This is a genomic window from Bacteroides sp. DH3716P, assembly GCF_025914115.1.
Taxonomy (GTDB): domain Bacteria; phylum Bacteroidota; class Bacteroidia; order Bacteroidales; family Bacteroidaceae; genus Bacteroides; species Bacteroides ovatus.
This window is the reverse complement of record NZ_CP083673.1, coordinates 5768180-5785572: the sequence shown is the minus strand read 5'-3', so window position 1 is coordinate 5785572 and position 17393 is coordinate 5768180. Positions and strand designations below refer to the sequence as shown.

The following is a 17393-nucleotide window of genomic DNA, read 5'->3' as shown; positions in this document are numbered from 1 at the left end:
TTATTTTTTTAGTAAATCGTATTTCTGATCAATTCCACGCTCTCGCAGATGAATACCTTCCTTCATCCAACGTGGTTCTTTTGTTCCTTTCAGGTAATAGTCAAAGAACTGCATCATCCGGATTGTCCAGTCTTTCTGTGCACCTCTTCCCAGTACGAAATGTCCTTCACCTTTGTAATTCAACAACCATGCAGGACGTTGTAAGCGACGCATAGCCAAATAAAGAGCACGTCCTTGTTCATATGCAACAGCCTCATCCTCATCATTATGTAATATCAACAAAGGTGTATGTATCTTATCAGCCTCCAAAATTACTGAACTTGCCAGATACTTATCTTTTGCCTCCCATAAAGTCTTTCCCATACGACTTTGTGTTTCCTCGTACATAAAATATCGTGGCAGACCGCTTCCATTACGAATTCCCAAATATCCGGTCACCATATCCGTAATTGGAGCCGCTATATTGGCACAAGTGAAAAGATCTGTCTTTGTCACCAAATATGATGTTTGATAGCCAGACCAGCTATGTCCCTGTAAGCCTATTTTCCCGGGATGTGCTATCCCCTGCTCTATCAGATACTTCGTTCCACTCACAACAGCATCATAACAACTCTGACCGGGAGTCCCAACCGTGAAATGCACATCCGGCATAAACACAATATAACCATTGCTGGCAAAATACATAGGATCCCCTAACGCACTACTCAACAAAGGTGCATGATAAATATTCAACTCACCGGAATGAGTTTCATAAAACTGCACCAACGCCGGATATTCTTTTTGAGGATCATAATCTTCCGGAAGATAAAGCAACCCCTTATTTTCCTTATTCTCATAATTAGTCCACTTTATCAGTTTAACTGTACCCCATTTATAATCTGCTTGTTGAGGATTCGCATTCGTCACTTTAACGGGATTGGAGAAATCGGACTTACTCCACCACAAATCCCTAAATTCCGATACATTCTGACGATTCCAAACGCAATACTCATGATTGTCAGAAAAACGATGTATAGTATATACATAATTCCCCTCCATCAATTTTCTCAGACGGCCTTTCATATCAAGCTGATAGACACCCTCATCCATCGTGTCTTTATCCCAAAGGCTAACTATGACTTTTTCGTCTTTCTGAAAAACATCCTTATCTATATTACTCGTCATTTTACGAATAGATTTGCCATGCTTGCGACCATATCCTTTAGTCAGGCACTCCGGCTGACGTTCTCCTGTCAAATCAGTCTTCCACCAGTCATATGCATCGTACAGAAACACATTATTCCCGTCAGCCGTCCACCCTGCTATTCCATAAGCGGGAGCAGGAGCCGGTTTATCATAACTTTCCATGAACATTGGATAACCGATAGCATCAGATATATTAACAACCTTACCGGTAGCACCATCAAACTTATTCCAGACTTGAGCAATCGGATCATACATTACTGCCCACTTGCCATTTACCGACCATTTGGGAGCTGTACGATAACTACGTCCGATCAACCGTTTTGCACCTGTATGCACATTCACTGAATATATATCGAACGGCAACCGATCCAACCACTCACGCTGCATCTTATAAGGAGATTCATCTGTGTAAAGCACATAGTTCAAATTCTCTGCTCCCGATGGTAAGAGTAAATCTACGGTAAATGGAGCAACTTCTGTGAGCTTCTTAGAAAAAATATCATAAATATACGTCACCGACTTATCCTGCCTATAACGTCCGCCCCTTTGTAAAGTCGGAACTTCCATTTCGTTCCACGTCCACAACTCTAATTCAAAACTCTTGTCCGGTTTCTTCTCCGATTCTTCCCTCCTACGGGAAATCTGCTGTGAGTCCCGAAGTTCAAGTATCAAAAAATTATGGCTTTTAGACAAGTCAATACGTCCGACAGACATACCATCAGGCAAAACAATTTCTTTCCGGTCAAAAAGCAAGTTACAACCCGGCTTCTTTAATGAAAAAGCATACCACAAAGAATCATTTACGCTAAACTCCCCGATCATCTCTTTTTCATTAAAACTATAAGAAGAGGGTTCACTCTTTACAGAACTCTGATAAAGAGTCTTATATGGACCAGCTAAAGGGCCATAGCATAGCTCGTTCCTGTCTGACTTTTTACGAATGAAAAGAATAGAACGTCCTCCGTCATATAATGTATGATAGCCGATACTGTCAATATGAAAAGCAACTTCTGTCTTCAGATGACGTACCACCAGCCTGTTAAAAGCCGGAACATGATTTACCGTATCTTTCGACACATTAGTTACAGAGATTGAGTAAGGGGTCCCTTCCACAGGACGAAAAGCCTCTTTATGTTTCCATTCGGTCTTTACTCCCGAAGGCAATGACAACAAAAATGTTTTCATTACTCCTGCCGAGTCTGCCAACCGATAAAAAGCTCCCTGGTCGTTATTATAAAACTCCAGACGCTCTATATCGCCATTCAGCAATATTTCCTTCCGCGTACGGGAATCGAATAAATGCAGTTTTTTTTCTTCCTTGCTAGCCGGATTATATTCCATCAACGATATACGGTAAGTCACCCATCTGCCTGTCGGTGAAATATCCGGTGCATCAATACGTTTCCAAGATGTACATGCTTCTATATCCAACGGTTTCTTTTGAGCCTCAACAGACAAGCTTCCCCCCAGCAACAATCCTGCTATAATCCCTATATATACAAATATCCGGTTCATCTTATCTTCTCCTGTCATCTTTAATCATATCCTTATTCAAATCGACATCAGAATCAGCCGAGTTGTCATGCAATAACAAGCGGGCAAAGTGACGCCACATCTTATGCTCGAAGAAATCCTCAGACTCACCGAAGAATCCATGTGTACATTTCGGCAATACAAACATTTCGAGATCCTTATCAGCCTTAATCAATGCATCCACCAGACGCAATGTGTTAGCAGGATTCACAGTTTTATCCATCGCACCGGTAAACAGCAACAAGCCGTGCTTGTAATTCTTTACCAACTGTTGATTCGGACGTACACGGACACTATAATCATACATCGTACTTTCTACTCCCAAACTATCTTTAGTCGTTTTCACCTTCTCATCTACACCGAAATGAATCTCAACAAAGCCTTTATTATAAATACGATTGTCATGATTACCTGCCGATGAAACAGCAGCCGAATAGAAATCAGGATAAGTACAAATGGCAGCCGCCGACATAAACCCTCCACCGGAATGGCCGTAAATACCGACTTTGGTAGCATCAATAAACGGATAACGGGCAGCCAGTTGCTCAATAGCATATTTATCATCCGCCAACGGATAATCACGCATATTGTTGTATCCATAGGTATGATAAGCCTTTCCGCGCATCGGAGTGCCACCTCTGTGCCCCACAGTGATTACAATGAACCCCAGTTGAGCCAAACGGGTATTATAAACATCATTAATCGTGAAACGTGTCGGCACATATTCGAAGAACGGTCCCGGATAAACATTCGAAATGATAGGATAAACCTTTGTCGAGTCAAAGTCGGCAGGTTTCCACATCACGCCATACAAATCGGTCACTCCATCGGCAGCTTTTATCTTAAAGCGTTCCGGTGCTTTCCATCCCATCTCATAGACAGGCTGCAAATCGGGCTTTTCCAACGTCATAATCACCTTTCCATTCCGGTTACGAACCACATTCACCGGTTCCTGCGAAACAGTAGAATAAGAATCTACCATATATCGGTAAGACGGAGAGATACTGACATCATGTGACGCATTCTCCGGAGTTAACAGACGAACAGCATTCGGACGATCCAGTTGAGCTTCATAAAGAATGTAATAATAAGGGTCAATGCCTTTCTCACGACCATAACCATAGAAATACATCTTACGCCCGATAGTATCAATCTTGGTAACCGGACCAGCTACCCATATTCCATCGGTCAGTTGGTTCTTTAAGTTTCCCGTTGCTGTGTCATACAGGTAATAGTGTCCCCAACCATTACGTTCGGAACGGAAAAGGATTTCTTTCCCGTCATTCAGGAAAGAAACATTACGCATCTGATAATCGAGATATGGTTTGTTTTCTTCATGAATCACTACGCGCACTTTTCCGGTTTCTACGTCTACCTCGCAAATATCCGACTGGTTCCATGGACGGTTATAACGTTGGAAATACAAACGCTTCCCGTCCTTTGAAATATACAATATGTCAATATACTGATCAGGCCAGCGATTAATATCGATTTTCTTCACTTCACGGGTATCGACATCTCCAATCAACAATTCATATTGGGTGACATGTTTATCGCCTGCCAGTTCGGCTTTATAAGTTTTCAGTGTCGGATATGGAGTAGACAACGAATTGATTAACCATAAATCACGCACTTTCCTGTTATCCTCACGAACAGCATAAAAACGATGGCTACCTGGAATCCAATGAGTAGATTCGGCTCCGAAGCGTCCTTCCAGCTTACCCTCATCTTCACGGTTAAATGTATAATTCGGCTCACCGTCCGTTGTCAGTTGTACAGGAATGGTATCTTGCCCTTTCTTTTGATTCCCAACAAAATACAAATTATCCTTGCTGGCATAAAGAAAATAAAGACTATCTGGAGAATACTTCATCCAATACGGATCACTATTTCCATAAGATGGTTTCTCATTAAGCTGCTTCAGTGCTTTCGTATGAATATTGTACGTATAAAGTCCACGGTCAAAATCAATACGAATCGTTTCGTTATCCTTCATGAAAGTGAAAGACAAATATGGATCTGCCGAAGAATAGGCTTTCTTGGTATATACTGCAATTTTACTCAATAATTCAGCCGTATCAAACAGAAGACGTTTTTCCTTTTTCTTCGGATTTACATAATAATACTTCTTTCCTTCACGTGTAGTAAACGAATAATAAAAACAGTCCGTACCATTAATAAACGTTGGCTTGACTTCTGTTGAATACTTTATTATAGGATTCTGTTCTAACAGACGGAACTTTTCCGCTAACTTATAATTCGCTTTCTGCTGTGCATCGGCAAAGCTACATATCAACAATGCAACCACCAGGCACACATATCTAAAGAGAGAGTTTTTCATAAAATCTTATCTATTGTCTTATTTGTTACGGTTAATATCTCCCCAATAGTCTGCACGAGTATCACCCAGCAAATGCTTGGCAAAGAAACGGTACATCTTCTTCTCAAAATACTTATCAGCAGAACCATATCCATGGCCGGCACCCGGAATCACCAGCATATCAAAATCCTTGCCGGCTTCAATCAATGCCTGCGCCATGCGATAAGTATGAGCAGGGTTCACGTTCTTGTCCATATCACCGGTGACGAGCATTAAATGTCCTTTCAAATTCTTGGCAATCTCCGTATTCGGCTTCACATTGAACTTGTATCCATACTCTTTTGTCTCATTACCCAAACTATCTTTTACTACTTTTTCCACTTCCTTCACACCGTTATAGCATTCTCCCCACCCACGATTATAGATATTGTTATCATGATTTCCGGAACAGGAGACAGCAGCTTTATAAAAGTCCGGATAAGTACAGATGGCTGCAGCAGCCATAAATCCTCCACCGGAATGACCGTAGATACCGACTTTTTTACCATTAATAAATGAATACCTCCGAGCTAACTGCTCAATAGCATATTTGTCATCAGCTAATGGATAATCACGCATATTACCATAACCAAACCGATGGTATGCCTTTCCACGCATAGGAGTATCTCCTCTGTGAGACACAGCAATTACGATAAAACCTAACTGCGCCAAACGGGTACAACATCTGTCTTCTAAGGTAAATGAAGTAGGAACTTGACCAAAGTAAGGCCCCGGATATACCACAGAAATAATCGGATATACCTTAGTAGAATCAAAGTCTGCCGGTTTCCACATTACTCCATGTAAATCGGTTATATTATCAGCAGCCTTCACAACAAAACGTTCCGGTTTTTTCCATCCGGCTTTGTAGGCTAATTCAATATCCGGCTTTGCCAATTCAAGAATCCCTTGTCCCTTGTTATCTTTCAACATGATTTTAGGTTCCATATCCACTCTTGAATAAGTGTCAATATAGTATCTATTAGACTTCAGGAATTTAACCTGATGCTGACCGTCTTCCGTACTTAATGGAGTTACTCCTTCCCTATCAATATGCACTTTATAGAGCATGTAATAAGATGGGTCAATATCTTTTTCCCTGCCATATCCATATAGATATACTGTTCGCCCCAAAGTATCAATAGAAGCTATCTGACCTGCCACCCACTCACCGGAAGTCATCACATTCTTCAACTTTCCATTACCATCATAATGATAGTAATGCCCCCATCCCGTACGCTCCGAACGAAAAAGAATATCTTTACCATCATTCAAAATAGCGACACTACGAGCATGCGGATCACGATACGGTTTGTCAACTTCATGAATTATTTCTTTCACCTCCATTGTAGAGAGGTTGACAGAACACAAATCCACTTCGTCCCATGTACGTTTCGTACGTTCAAAAAAGAGGTATTTACTATCCTTTGTCACACACAAAGGATTTATGTATTGATCCGGCCACTTACTTATGTCTGTTTTTTTTACGGTACGCCCAATCACGTCAACTATAACCAGTTCATTTTGGGTTACATTCTTATCACCAGGGAATTCATAACGATAAGTAGTCAGGGAAGGCCTGTCATCCAACGAATTTATCACCCAAAAATCTCTAAGCAGACGTTCATCTTCGCGTACTAAATAAAGATGCCTTGAATCGGGGCACCAACAGATATCAGACATGACTTCTCCTTCTTCGTCCGTTCCTCCATCATGCACATAAGAATAATACCGAACTCCATCAGTGGTCAACTGCACTTCCGTCGTATCCATTCCCATCTCCCCATTACCTTTCACATACAGATTGTGTTTCTTCACATACACAAGATATTTTCTGTCTGGCGAATATTTCATCCATGAGTAACGATCAAATAATGACCGACTCTTTTCTTTCTTTTTCTCTACAATCTGGTGTGTCAGGCGATTATATTCATAGTTCCTACCTTTATAAGAAAAAGAAAAAGAAGCCAGGTTTTCAGAAAATTTGATATCACTCAACTCCAGTTTATTCCTGTCCACTACACCCCTAGTAATCTGTGCAATTCCCGATGCCAGTTTCCCTTTATCAAACAATGGTTCTTTTAACCGACGTTCAGGATCTACAAAATAGTAATCCTTCCCGACAGTCGTATGAAATTCAAACCAAAACTTATCTGTTCCATTAATTTCATTCGGCCAGAGATTTAGACTATTAGCAGTAAAATTACCCCCTAAACCGAAAGCCTGAAATTCATTTGCCAATTCATAGTTGGCCTGCTGTTGGGAAAAAGCATGCAGAATGCCTGACCAAGCAAATAAAACTATAAATAATATTCTTTTTCTCATATTCAAATAAACAAAGGAGAATCACATAAAGTATTCAAGACTCAATGCGATTCCCCGCATAATCTATATAGATCAAGTTATTTTAAAGGTCATACTGAACAATCTGGTTAGCATTTCCTATTTTATATAGTACATCCACTATTTTTCCAAAATTATTATCTCCCTCCTTCTCACTTTCCTCATTCGGGTATAATTGTTTTATTTTTACATCATTAACCAATCCTGATTCTTGCTTGTCCTTCTCTTCCACCCCATATATAAAGAAACTTCCGTCTTCCAAGGCAACCCCTAACTGACCGTTGTAAACTCCATATTTTGGATACAAATATATATCATTAGATGAAAGAGCAATCACCTTCTTGTCAAATGTATGAATCAATTTTGGAGCAGATGCCATACCTTTCACATATTGGCAATACCACAATTCATTCCCCATTGCAATAACAACATACTGCTTTTGTTCAAATACAGCCATATCTGTATACTCTTTATTTTTCAATGACGTCAAGTCATTTTCATAATAATCATATATATCCCATTTTTTATTCTTCATTCTGAAATAGCGCAATTGATAAGACATATCGTTACCCTTCATCAAGGCAACCCATGCTTGCATCATGTCGCCATTCACATTAACTGACGCAGTTTTCATTGTTACAATACTTTCATCACGCATATTCTGAAAGTTCTTAGCATCCTCTCCTTCAAATTCAACTATTTCTCCGGTATCCTTCACCGTATTATCATAAAATGTCGGATCATTGGAACTATTCTTCACCCCACCTCCATTTCGAATAATTACCAATGAGTTATCCTCTTCACGGAGAGCCAGAACCGCATCCATATTTCTGTCCTTAAACTTCTGTACAGGATATAAAGCACTGAATTTAGTATAATTCCACAGTGGAATAGACATATAGGCTCCAGCATGAAAATCATTTGCAACCGGCTTCGTGTGCATATAAATATATCCATTTTCATCACGAATAAATTTTGCAGAGTAAGACATGGCAGCTTCTACAGGTTTGAAGCCTCCCACCGGCAAATCCCCATAGAACTCATCCTCTGTATATACTTCACGCTCCAAAGTATTACCGTTCAGCTCCACCCAACGATCTTGCATCACTACCAGTTCATCATATACAGTCTCTACCTGTCCGAAAGTACTAGGATAACCCAAATGCTCAAAAACACCTTTGGGGTTGGTTCCTAAATCTTTGACTAAATACTTTTCGACAGAATGATATGCGATAGAATCACGTACCACTTTCTCACCCCAGATATTCACAGTTTCTGACACACCATACAAGGTCTTAATCTTGATAAATGAAAGTGTTGACTTTCCATCTACGTCAGACAAAACCACCCATCCTCTCTGATAAGGAGAACGAACCAAAATGTCTGTTGACGCAGAGTACTTAACCCCTGTTTTATTGTCGATGACGGAAAATGTGAGTTCAAACAATCCGATCTTATGAGAATTGAAAGTATACGAAGGTGCTTTTACATTCAACAATTCTCCGTCTAGTCTCCATTCGTAACTCACATCCGGATCTGTTTTATCAATTGTAAACTCAAACGTAGGTGTTATAACTAAGTCTTCATCTATCCCAACACTATAGTTTTTTTCAATATTACTAATAGTGCCTTTCAGTTCATTAATCGGTGTATAATCATAATTGTTTTTATCATCCAGGCAACTGCAAATGCTACTCAATAAAAGTAGTAATAAAATATAAACTGTTATCTTTTTCATACTTCTTCCGTTTTTTAATTATCCGGCAACAGGAATTTCCATTTTACCATACTCATCACTCATGGGTTCATCCGGATGTTGAGTATTATAATCTTTAATTCTATTTTTCAGACGCAGTGCATATTTACGCAATATAAACATATCTTTTCCGTCAAATACCACCCCGTCTTTTTTCAATTCTTCCAAAAACATTAAATATTTCTTTTCCGAATACCTCCCCAAATACCATTCTTCAACAATGTTGTAGGGATTATTCACATCACCGTCGTTTCTAGTCCACCACTCAGGTGCAAACAACAAATTAGATACGGAAATAATAGCACGTGAATAGACACTCGGACCTTGACGAACCTCACCACCGTCATTCACTTGCAACGTCAGCAGTTCAGCTTTCGTATCCAATTTTTCGTAATACTTCAGAACCACCAATATTTCTCCGGTTAGTTCTCCTGCTTTAATTACGCACTTCTCTGGCAATTCATATTGGGTAGCAGGCAAAGTCGTTCGTTCCGGATCTACACTGACCGTAAACTCCAAATCCTTATCCTGTACTTTTCCAGAAATGGTAACTCCTAATAATATCTTAGCATTTTCACCTTCATTGTAAAACTTAAAAGATACACCTGTTGTATCTGTTGTCATATTTTTCTCAAATGCAATATATGACACATCATTTGTATGGGTCAGTAATCCTTGCTCCTCACAAGAAGTAAAGAAGGAGACTCCCAACAATACAATGACTATATAAAAACTTATTCTTTTCATATATCTTCAATCTTTCAAAATTTAAATATTGCTTTCCGAATCAGGCAATGGCATCACCAAATTATCTTCAATCGCCGGATATTCTACGGACTGCTTTTCATCCGACCCTTCCAAGTTCCGTTTCAAACGCTTGTATAAAAAGAAAGTCTGTCCTTCGCCAATAAACTCGCGACGGGCGTCATCAACAATCAGATTAATAAAGTCTTGCTTCGTACCCGATTTGCTAAGGTCAGGAGAACTAATACCTCTCCCTTGTTTCACAGTTTTAAGATATGTCTTGGCCAATTCCTTATCTGTATCATAAATAGCCTCTGCAGCTATATAATATACTTCAGACATACGAATCATAGGCACCATTGTACTATTCACTTTACCAAAACCAGAACCTTCATCTTGTTTTTTATACTTCAATGAACGATAAAAAGAAGAAGTATTCGGTCCTAACTGATACTTAAGACGCCAGTCTTTATCGCTTTCGGTACCGAAGAATTTCGTTATCACAGCATCACTCAAAGCCAGATACTTTTCATCATCCGGTTTGGTAGCATTATCACTTGCATGATTAATCTCCAAATCCCAATCAGTCTGATCTGTAGAATATAATGCAAATATAATGTCTTCATACATCTTTATATTCCCATTCTCTATATTCATAGGTCCACTATAACTACTTGTTACTGCCTTATAATAACCTTTATCAGCATTAATATCTATTAGTAACTTCGCTGTTTCATAGGCCTTTTCCGATTGTCCTGCATATAAGTAAACACGAGCCAACTCCGCAGTTACGGCATGATAATTAAGATGGAATCCTCTGTACCACACAAAACGTTCTTCTCCGGAAGGAGACTTAGTAAAACGATTACCCGAAGTAAACTCTGATGACTTATCCACATCCTTCAAAATCTTTTGCGCTTCTACTAAATCAGCGATGATGCGTTCCAAACAGTAACCGACTGTTTGTCGATCGGATAAATAAGATGGATATTTGTCCACATAAGGAATAAAAAGCCTATCTCCCGGATTCATAGCCAAAGACGGCGCATATATACGTAACAAATCAAAATGCATATACGCCCGTAAGGCAATAGCTTCTCCTAAAATCATATTTTTCTCCTGCGTACGTTTGTAGAACAGCATTGTATCTTCCTCTGCCACCTGCTGTGCAAGGTTATTACAATTGGCTATGATATTCCACGCTGCGCTCCACATAGCATCTGTTGTAGGAGTAAGTTCAGAGTTCTTATACAAAAACTTCGATAATTTCTTCATAGCTTTACCACCACCGCTGTCGGGGGCTTTGTCCAAGTCATATACCTGTCCCCAGCCATCTATCAACCCCCAGCTCAGATTGCTACCGTACAAATCGAAAGTCGCCAACTTCCGGTATATACCGTTCAGAGCTGTACGATAACCATTTCCTGTCTCAAACAAATATTCTTCCTTTATCTCATCCGCAGGTCTCACGTCCAGCCAGTCACTACAAGAACTGAACGAGATAGCTGCTAGACATGACACAAATATTATTGTATATATCTTTTTCATTTTTTCTTCTTTTTTTAGAACTGTGCTTTTAATGAGAATTCCACTTTCCAAGATCTCGGATAGCTCAATCCGCGTTCCTGTTTAATAGAGGACCAGTTTATCAAGTCGCTCGTAGAAGCTTCCAGACGAAGCAGATTCATGCGGAGATGTTTTTTTATCCAGTCACGGTTAAAATCATAGCTGACATTCAATGAATTCAATCGAACCAATGCTTTATCCTGCACGAAACGTGATGTTGGCAAAGTAGTCATCCCCCGGTCTTTAATATCTTTAAACTGAGCTATGTCACCCGGTTTTTTCCATCTGTCCGTCAATACGCGTAAATCGACATTCTTGTTCACTAAGTCCGCATTTTCCACATTGTTGACCAATGTTTGATTGTATTCCTGTCCACCCCACTCATAAAGAAATGAAGCAAACAGAGTCCAATTCTTATACGACAGGTTCAACCCGAAAGCACCACTACATTTAGGTTCTGTATTTCCAACTACAACCTCCTGCGCAGCATTCCACTTATCAGCTATAGAGCCATCACGGTTCAAAAAGATCTCTTTACCCGTAGTAGGATCAATGCCCAATGAACGTACAGCCCAAATTGAAGTCAGAGAAGCTCCTTCCTCATACTGTGGCAGTGGTACCGAATATTCCGCACCATGAGACAGCCCTAATGTTTCTTGATAAAGTGCTTCATTTTTATAATAAGCGGCCACTCTCTCATTATATGCTTTCTGAGAGTCGGAAATCTTCAGAATCTCATTCTTATTGTGCGCCATATTTCCCCATAACGCCACATTCCAGTTTCTGTCACGATAAATATCCGCACGAAGTTTTAATTCTACGCCTTTGTTGGCAACTTGTCCCATATTATCTTTGTAAGTAGAGAAACCGGAAGTTTGGGAAAGAGTGACATCATTCACCAAGTCAATTGTCTTATTATAGTAATACTCGAAATCAACAGTCAGGCGATCATGGAACGTTTTTGTTTCGATACCAACACTCAGCTTATCCGTCTTTTCCCAAGTCAAATCTTTATTACCTAAAGCTTTCAATACAGCCCCATAACCTGTTATATACCATTCATCAAATAAAGTTTCATACATCGTCGTTGCAGCATAAGCCGGGAAATTAACTTTACCGGTACGCCCATAAGAAGCACGTAATTTTAACTTATTGATATATCCGTTACTTTTGAAGAAATCATAGTTATGAATATTAACACCTAAACCTCCAGAGAAGAAAGGAGCCCACTTCTGATTCGCCCCAAACTCTGACGAACCGTCGAAACGTACAGAAGCGTCTACCAAATAAATATCATTCCACGTATAATTGGCAGAAGCTAATACGCTAACCCTTCGTGTGGTATTCTCAGTACGAGTAGGTTTCTTATATACTTCCGCCGCATAATTCAGAGAGTGAAACTCACCCGACGGAAATCCACGATAATGAGCATTTGGTACTCTCAGTGGTACCTGAAGCTGCTTCCCAACCTGCTGAAACATTCAAATTGTGCTGCTTGTTAAAGCTACGTGTATAGTATAAAAAAGCATTGGAATTCCAATCCAAACTTTCTCCATTCGTCGTATACAAATCACCGGCAAGATTATTATCTTTTGAACCTGTAACACTAGTCTTACTTGAAAGCGGATCAATAAACTTCTCTGATTTGGAATATTTCTTCGTTACACTGAACTGCCCTTTAACCGTCCAGTAATCATTCAGGTACCAGTTAAAGCTCAAATTATCAATAACCTCATCATAAGAGTTCCAATTATAATTACCCAAAGTTGCTTCATATAGCGGATTATTATTGTCACGTCCGCTAATTTTCGAATATGTGAGTTTCTCCCGGAGTGTTCCATCATCTTTATAAGGAGAGTCATAAGGCTGTAGTCCGCTAAAATCACTAAACGAACCATACGGAGATTCTTTCGATTTCGTATGCCCGAAAGATACATAGTTTCTTACTTGCAAATTCTTGATGCGATAATCCAAAGAGAAGCCTGCACTATAGCGATTACGTTCTGTACCCTTCATCACACCATCTGCTATATTAAATGAACCGTCCACACCATAACGCAAATTAGGTGTTCCTCCCTCTAAGTAAATACTGTGCTTATGATTGAAAGAATTTTGAAGTGGAATAGACATCCAATCCGTATCTACTCCTTTTTGAATTAAAGCGTATTTCTTATAATAGTTGTTCATCCCTACCGCAGTCGATGGAATGTTAGCTTGTCCTTTATCAAATAATCCTGCGAGACGCTCTATTTCCAGCTTCTCCGATGCATTTGCCAAATTATAATCCCGTAAATCGGGCATTTCCAACGTTCCTGTAAAGTTATAAGAGACACGAACCTCTCCTGCTTTCGGAGCAACAGTAGTAATTACCACCACTCCATTAGCAGCACGTGAACCATACATAGCAGTAGCAGCAGCATCTTTCAAAACCGTCAAACTCTCAATACGGGTAGGATCCAAGTCATATACCTTCTCAATGCTTACTTCAAAACCGTCCATGATAAAAGTTGGTAAATTAGGATTATTCTCCAAATTTGATTTTGAAAGCTGATCTTTATCCAGTTCTTTAACGCCAAAACCGGAACGTCCACGAATATACATTTCTGGTAAAGCATTCGGGTCAGAACCAAATTGTACGTTATCTACCAAACGGAAAGAGGGATCGAATGACTGGATCGCCCCAATTATATTTGTCTGTGACACCTTACGCAAGTCATCACCCGAAATCTGAGTCGAACTACCCGTAAAACTGGATTTACGTACATTGCTATATCCGGTCACAACCACATCTTCCAATGTTTTGACATCATCCACCAATGTAATTTCAACCGTTTTCCGACGAGTAGCATCCACTTGGACAGTTTGCTTCTTCATACCTATAAAAGAAACTTCCAACACCACCTTATCACTTTTTACGTCCAAAGTAAATTCACCTTCAATATTGGTAGAAGTACCTGTACGAGTACCTTTAACAATAATACTAGCTCCGGGAATCGGCTCTCCATGTGAGTCTGTCACCATACCACGGACACGGTTTTCACGCTTTTGTTTTCGAATGACAACAATACCGTCTTTCATCACATAGTCAAACCCTTGAGGATTCAACACTAATTTAAGAGTTGTATCCCATCTCTCGTTCTTCACATCAAGTGATACCGAAGGAACACCCTTGAACATTTGTGAATTATATAACATATTCACACCTGTCTGTTTTTTCACTGCATCCAGGACAGTCTCTATAGAGACATTGTGCAGTTTCAAAGTCACCGTCTTGTCTTGTGACGGTAATGCCCATGCACTAAACGTACAGCACATTGCCACTAGAAAACATAGCAGCCATCGTTTTTCTCTCATAAATTAATAATTAAACTTTTGTGTACCTAATATTCTAACTATTCTAATATTCTATCTTTTCCATTCCTGTTCTTCCACTTTGTCATATATCAATATATTCCTGCCACTGATTTTATAAGTAAGGTCTCCTGTCAGTTCCAGTGCATCCAGGAATGAATTTATTGTTCCGTAGCGTTTCAAGTTACCACTATAGGTAATGTCGCGCAGGTTAGGGGTTTCGTAATAAACCTGTATGTCGTACCAGCGTTCGAATGTCTTCATTATATCGCCCAAGGGACGGTCATTAAAGATGTACATACCATCTACCCAACCAACATATTCTTCCAAATCCACCTTGCGTTTCGTTGAACTATTGGCAAATACAACAGCTTGTTCACCCGGTGAGAGAGTAACCGTTTCCGCATTTAATGTAGAGAATTTCACTTTTCCATGTACTAGGGTTGTATAACAAACAGGGGTATCGGCATAAGCATTCACGTTGAATTCAGTACCAAGTACAGTTATTTCCCCGAGATGAGTTTGTACCACAAATGGATGATTCTCATCTCCTGCTACATCAAAATAAGCTTCACCCTCCAAACGCACAATTCGACGTTTACCGGCAAAACGTACCGGATAGGTCAATTTAGAACCGGCATTCAAATGTACTGTCGTTCCATCTGCAAGGATTACAGTATTTTCACCTCCACGCGGTATTACCAGTTCATTTGATTTGCCAGATTGTTCTTCAATGTTTTTCTCCTCATGTTGTGTCGTGACGGTAGGCTGATAAGACAGCACTCCTTTCTTATATTTTACTTGAACGCCATCTACTACTACGCTTACTTCTTTTCTATGCACATCAATCACGCTGCCATCGGACAAAGTCAATTGTGCCTGCTGCGTTCCCGGCTGAATCAAAGTTTTCCCTTCTTTTTCCGATGAGATATAATTCGACATATAGAAAGAAAGAGCAACGGCTAAAGTAACGACAGCCGCAGCAGCGTACCACCCCACCCGACGAGAACGACTCTTCCGGCCTTTCGATTCCATCTGCCCGATACTCTGAAGAAAAGACTGATAAGCTTTCTTTGACGAATATTTTTGATATTCTCCAAAGGCGACTTTCAAAGTCTCCCCGCTCTGTAACTGCTCGTATACATTTCGTAAGTCCGGACATTCTGCCAACCGTTTCTCAAGATCTTTTTGTTCCACTTCATCAGCCTCCCCCAAAAGAACCTTTCTCATTAAAGCAGCGTCTTGATATACATTTTCGAACTTCTTCATCTTATTGCGTTTTTTTAATTAAACAATTGTTTAATTCATCTTTATTATAGATATACACAACTCATAAAAACGGGTGACAAAAAGATGACATCTTTTTGAGATAAAAGAATAATGAATCAGAATTTAGAGGTAGAAATATATCATAATGTCATTATATAGAAGAAAAAGATTTGATTTTAACAAATAGAATAAATTTTAATCAATCAATAAAAAGACAAAGAAGTATCAGAATGTTTTTTTATTTTTAGAAAAATAAAAAAAGAATTATGGAATGAATGGAATCCCCCAACCTTTCACGGAGGAATTTATAGCTGCGAGTCTTTTGGGTTTTGACAGTATTGATACTTATCTCCAGACGTTCCGCTATCTCTTCCCATGTATGTCCCTCAATTCTCATTAAAATAATCCGACGTTGTTCGGCAGGAAGTTCTTCGATATAGCAATAGAGTTGCCGGATAATTTCTTCTTTTACTGTCAGTGCATAAATCGTATCTTCGTCCACCATACTTTCTTCTTCCGCCAAAGAACTTAAAATAGTATCATGAATTTGATTATTACGTATATATAATAAGGCATTATTATAGCAGGCACGATAAAGATAATTGGTAAGTTCTTTAATATCAGAAAAGGTACGCTTCCCCTCCCATACAGAAATAAAAACTTCCTGTACCAAATCTTCCACCGCATCGGGGACTGGCAATATCTTGGAAACATAAACACATAAAGCAGTATAAAAACGATCGTAGAAATCGCCCCACATCTTTTTATCCTTCCGGTTTACTCCCGCTACTATGATGTCAATTTTATCGTTCATACTGTCACTTTTCCTGCGAAAAAAGAGAACAAAATTTATAAAAATCACCGTAACTACTTACTTTTGCGATATTTATGAATGCAAATATATTGTTTTTTTCAGAAACGCAGACCTTGCCGACTTACAAAATAAAAAATAAAATGCAACAGGGCACAAAAGGCGCAAGCTTTAAAGAGGAATATAAAAATAAGAAATACTTCGATTAGTAATAACATTATTTGCAATAAAATCATTACCAATCAAAATATGTTCGGGACTTGATTGTTTACTACTTTCTGATTGCTATGATATATGCTGTCATTCACAGTCGTCACAGAGGCGTAACCATCTTATTCACAGATATCTTATGTGAACAGGTAGTATCATTCTCACTCTTCACAGCCCGTAAGCGTCTCCGCGATTCTATCTTGTCGCCCTTTTTTCATTCTTATATTTTTGCGATGTATAAAAATGAAGCATTATGGATTTAGCAG

At 39.3% G+C, this 17393-nt stretch carries 8 protein-coding genes and 1 pseudogene; all 9 read right to left on the bottom strand.

All coding sequences use genetic code 11. The features are described from left to right. The 9 genes and pseudogenes from KQP79_RS22145 to KQP79_RS22105 all read right to left on the bottom strand — a co-directional run bounded on the left by KQP79_RS22145 (position 1) and on the right by KQP79_RS22105 (position 16920). Positions 1 to 2718 carry a prolyl oligopeptidase family serine peptidase gene (locus tag KQP79_RS22145; protein ID WP_061447501.1) on the bottom strand — a complete coding sequence of 906 codons (2718 nt, stop codon included), beginning with the start codon at positions 2716 to 2718 and terminating at the stop codon, positions 1 to 3. Then, a complete protein-coding gene (locus tag KQP79_RS22140; RefSeq protein ID WP_061447500.1) occupies positions 2702 to 5059 on the bottom strand; it encodes a S9 family peptidase in 2358 nt (785 codons plus the stop codon). The genes KQP79_RS22145 and KQP79_RS22140 overlap by 17 nt, the downstream gene beginning before the upstream one ends. An 18-nt stretch (positions 5060 to 5077) precedes the next feature. Further along, positions 5078 to 7402 (bottom strand): S9 family peptidase, encoded by a 2325-nt coding sequence (locus KQP79_RS22135; protein WP_061447499.1) that lies wholly within the window; start codon positions 7400 to 7402, stop codon positions 5078 to 5080. An 82-nt stretch (positions 7403 to 7484) separates the two neighbouring features. Then, positions 7485 to 9158 (bottom strand): PKD-like family lipoprotein, encoded by a 1674-nt coding sequence (locus KQP79_RS22130; RefSeq protein WP_032847001.1) that lies wholly within the window; start codon positions 9156 to 9158, stop codon positions 7485 to 7487. Positions 9159 to 9176: 18 nt separating this feature from the next. Next, positions 9177 to 9923 carry a DUF4843 domain-containing protein gene (locus tag KQP79_RS22125; protein ID WP_004298027.1) on the bottom strand — a complete coding sequence of 249 codons (747 nt, stop codon included), beginning with the start codon at positions 9921 to 9923 and terminating at the stop codon, positions 9177 to 9179. Between the two features lie 21 nt (positions 9924 to 9944). Further along, the gene (locus tag KQP79_RS22120) at positions 9945 to 11468 is read right to left on the bottom strand and encodes a RagB/SusD family nutrient uptake outer membrane protein (RefSeq protein ID WP_004302963.1); all 1524 of its coding nucleotides are present in this window, start codon (positions 11466 to 11468) and stop codon (positions 9945 to 9947) included. A gap of 14 nt (positions 11469 to 11482) precedes the next feature. Then, positions 11483 to 14840: pseudogene (locus KQP79_RS22115) on the bottom strand (SusC/RagA family TonB-linked outer membrane protein). Positions 14841 to 14891: 51 nt separating this feature from the next. Then, positions 14892 to 16106 carry a FecR family protein gene (locus KQP79_RS22110; RefSeq protein ID WP_004298022.1) on the bottom strand — a complete coding sequence of 405 codons (1215 nt, stop codon included), beginning with the start codon at positions 16104 to 16106 and terminating at the stop codon, positions 14892 to 14894. 244 nt (positions 16107 to 16350) lie between these two features. Next, positions 16351 to 16920, bottom strand: coding sequence for an RNA polymerase sigma-70 factor (locus tag KQP79_RS22105; RefSeq protein ID WP_004298021.1), 570 nt, complete (start codon positions 16918 to 16920; stop codon positions 16351 to 16353). Positions 16921 to 17393: the final 473 nt, after the last annotated feature.

Coding starts and splice junctions, on each gene's coding strand:
- KQP79_RS22140 (WP_061447500.1), bottom strand. CDS start 5,059: ATGAAAAACTCTCTCTTTAGATATGTGTGCCTGGTGGTTGCATTGTTG.
- KQP79_RS22120 (WP_004302963.1), bottom strand. CDS start 11,468: ATGAAAAAGATATATACAATAATATTTGTGTCATGTCTAGCAGCTATC.
- KQP79_RS22110 (WP_004298022.1), bottom strand. CDS start 16,106: ATGAAGAAGTTCGAAAATGTATATCAAGACGCTGCTTTAATGAGAAAG.
- KQP79_RS22130 (WP_032847001.1), bottom strand. CDS start 9,158: ATGAAAAAGATAACAGTTTATATTTTATTACTACTTTTATTGAGTAGC.
- KQP79_RS22105 (WP_004298021.1), bottom strand. CDS start 16,920: ATGAACGATAAAATTGACATCATAGTAGCGGGAGTAAACCGGAAGGAT.
- KQP79_RS22135 (WP_061447499.1), bottom strand. CDS start 7,402: ATGAGAAAAAGAATATTATTTATAGTTTTATTTGCTTGGTCAGGCATT.
- KQP79_RS22145 (WP_061447501.1), bottom strand. CDS start 2,718: ATGACAGGAGAAGATAAGATGAACCGGATATTTGTATATATAGGGATT.
- KQP79_RS22125 (WP_004298027.1), bottom strand. CDS start 9,923: ATGAAAAGAATAAGTTTTTATATAGTCATTGTATTGTTGGGAGTCTCC.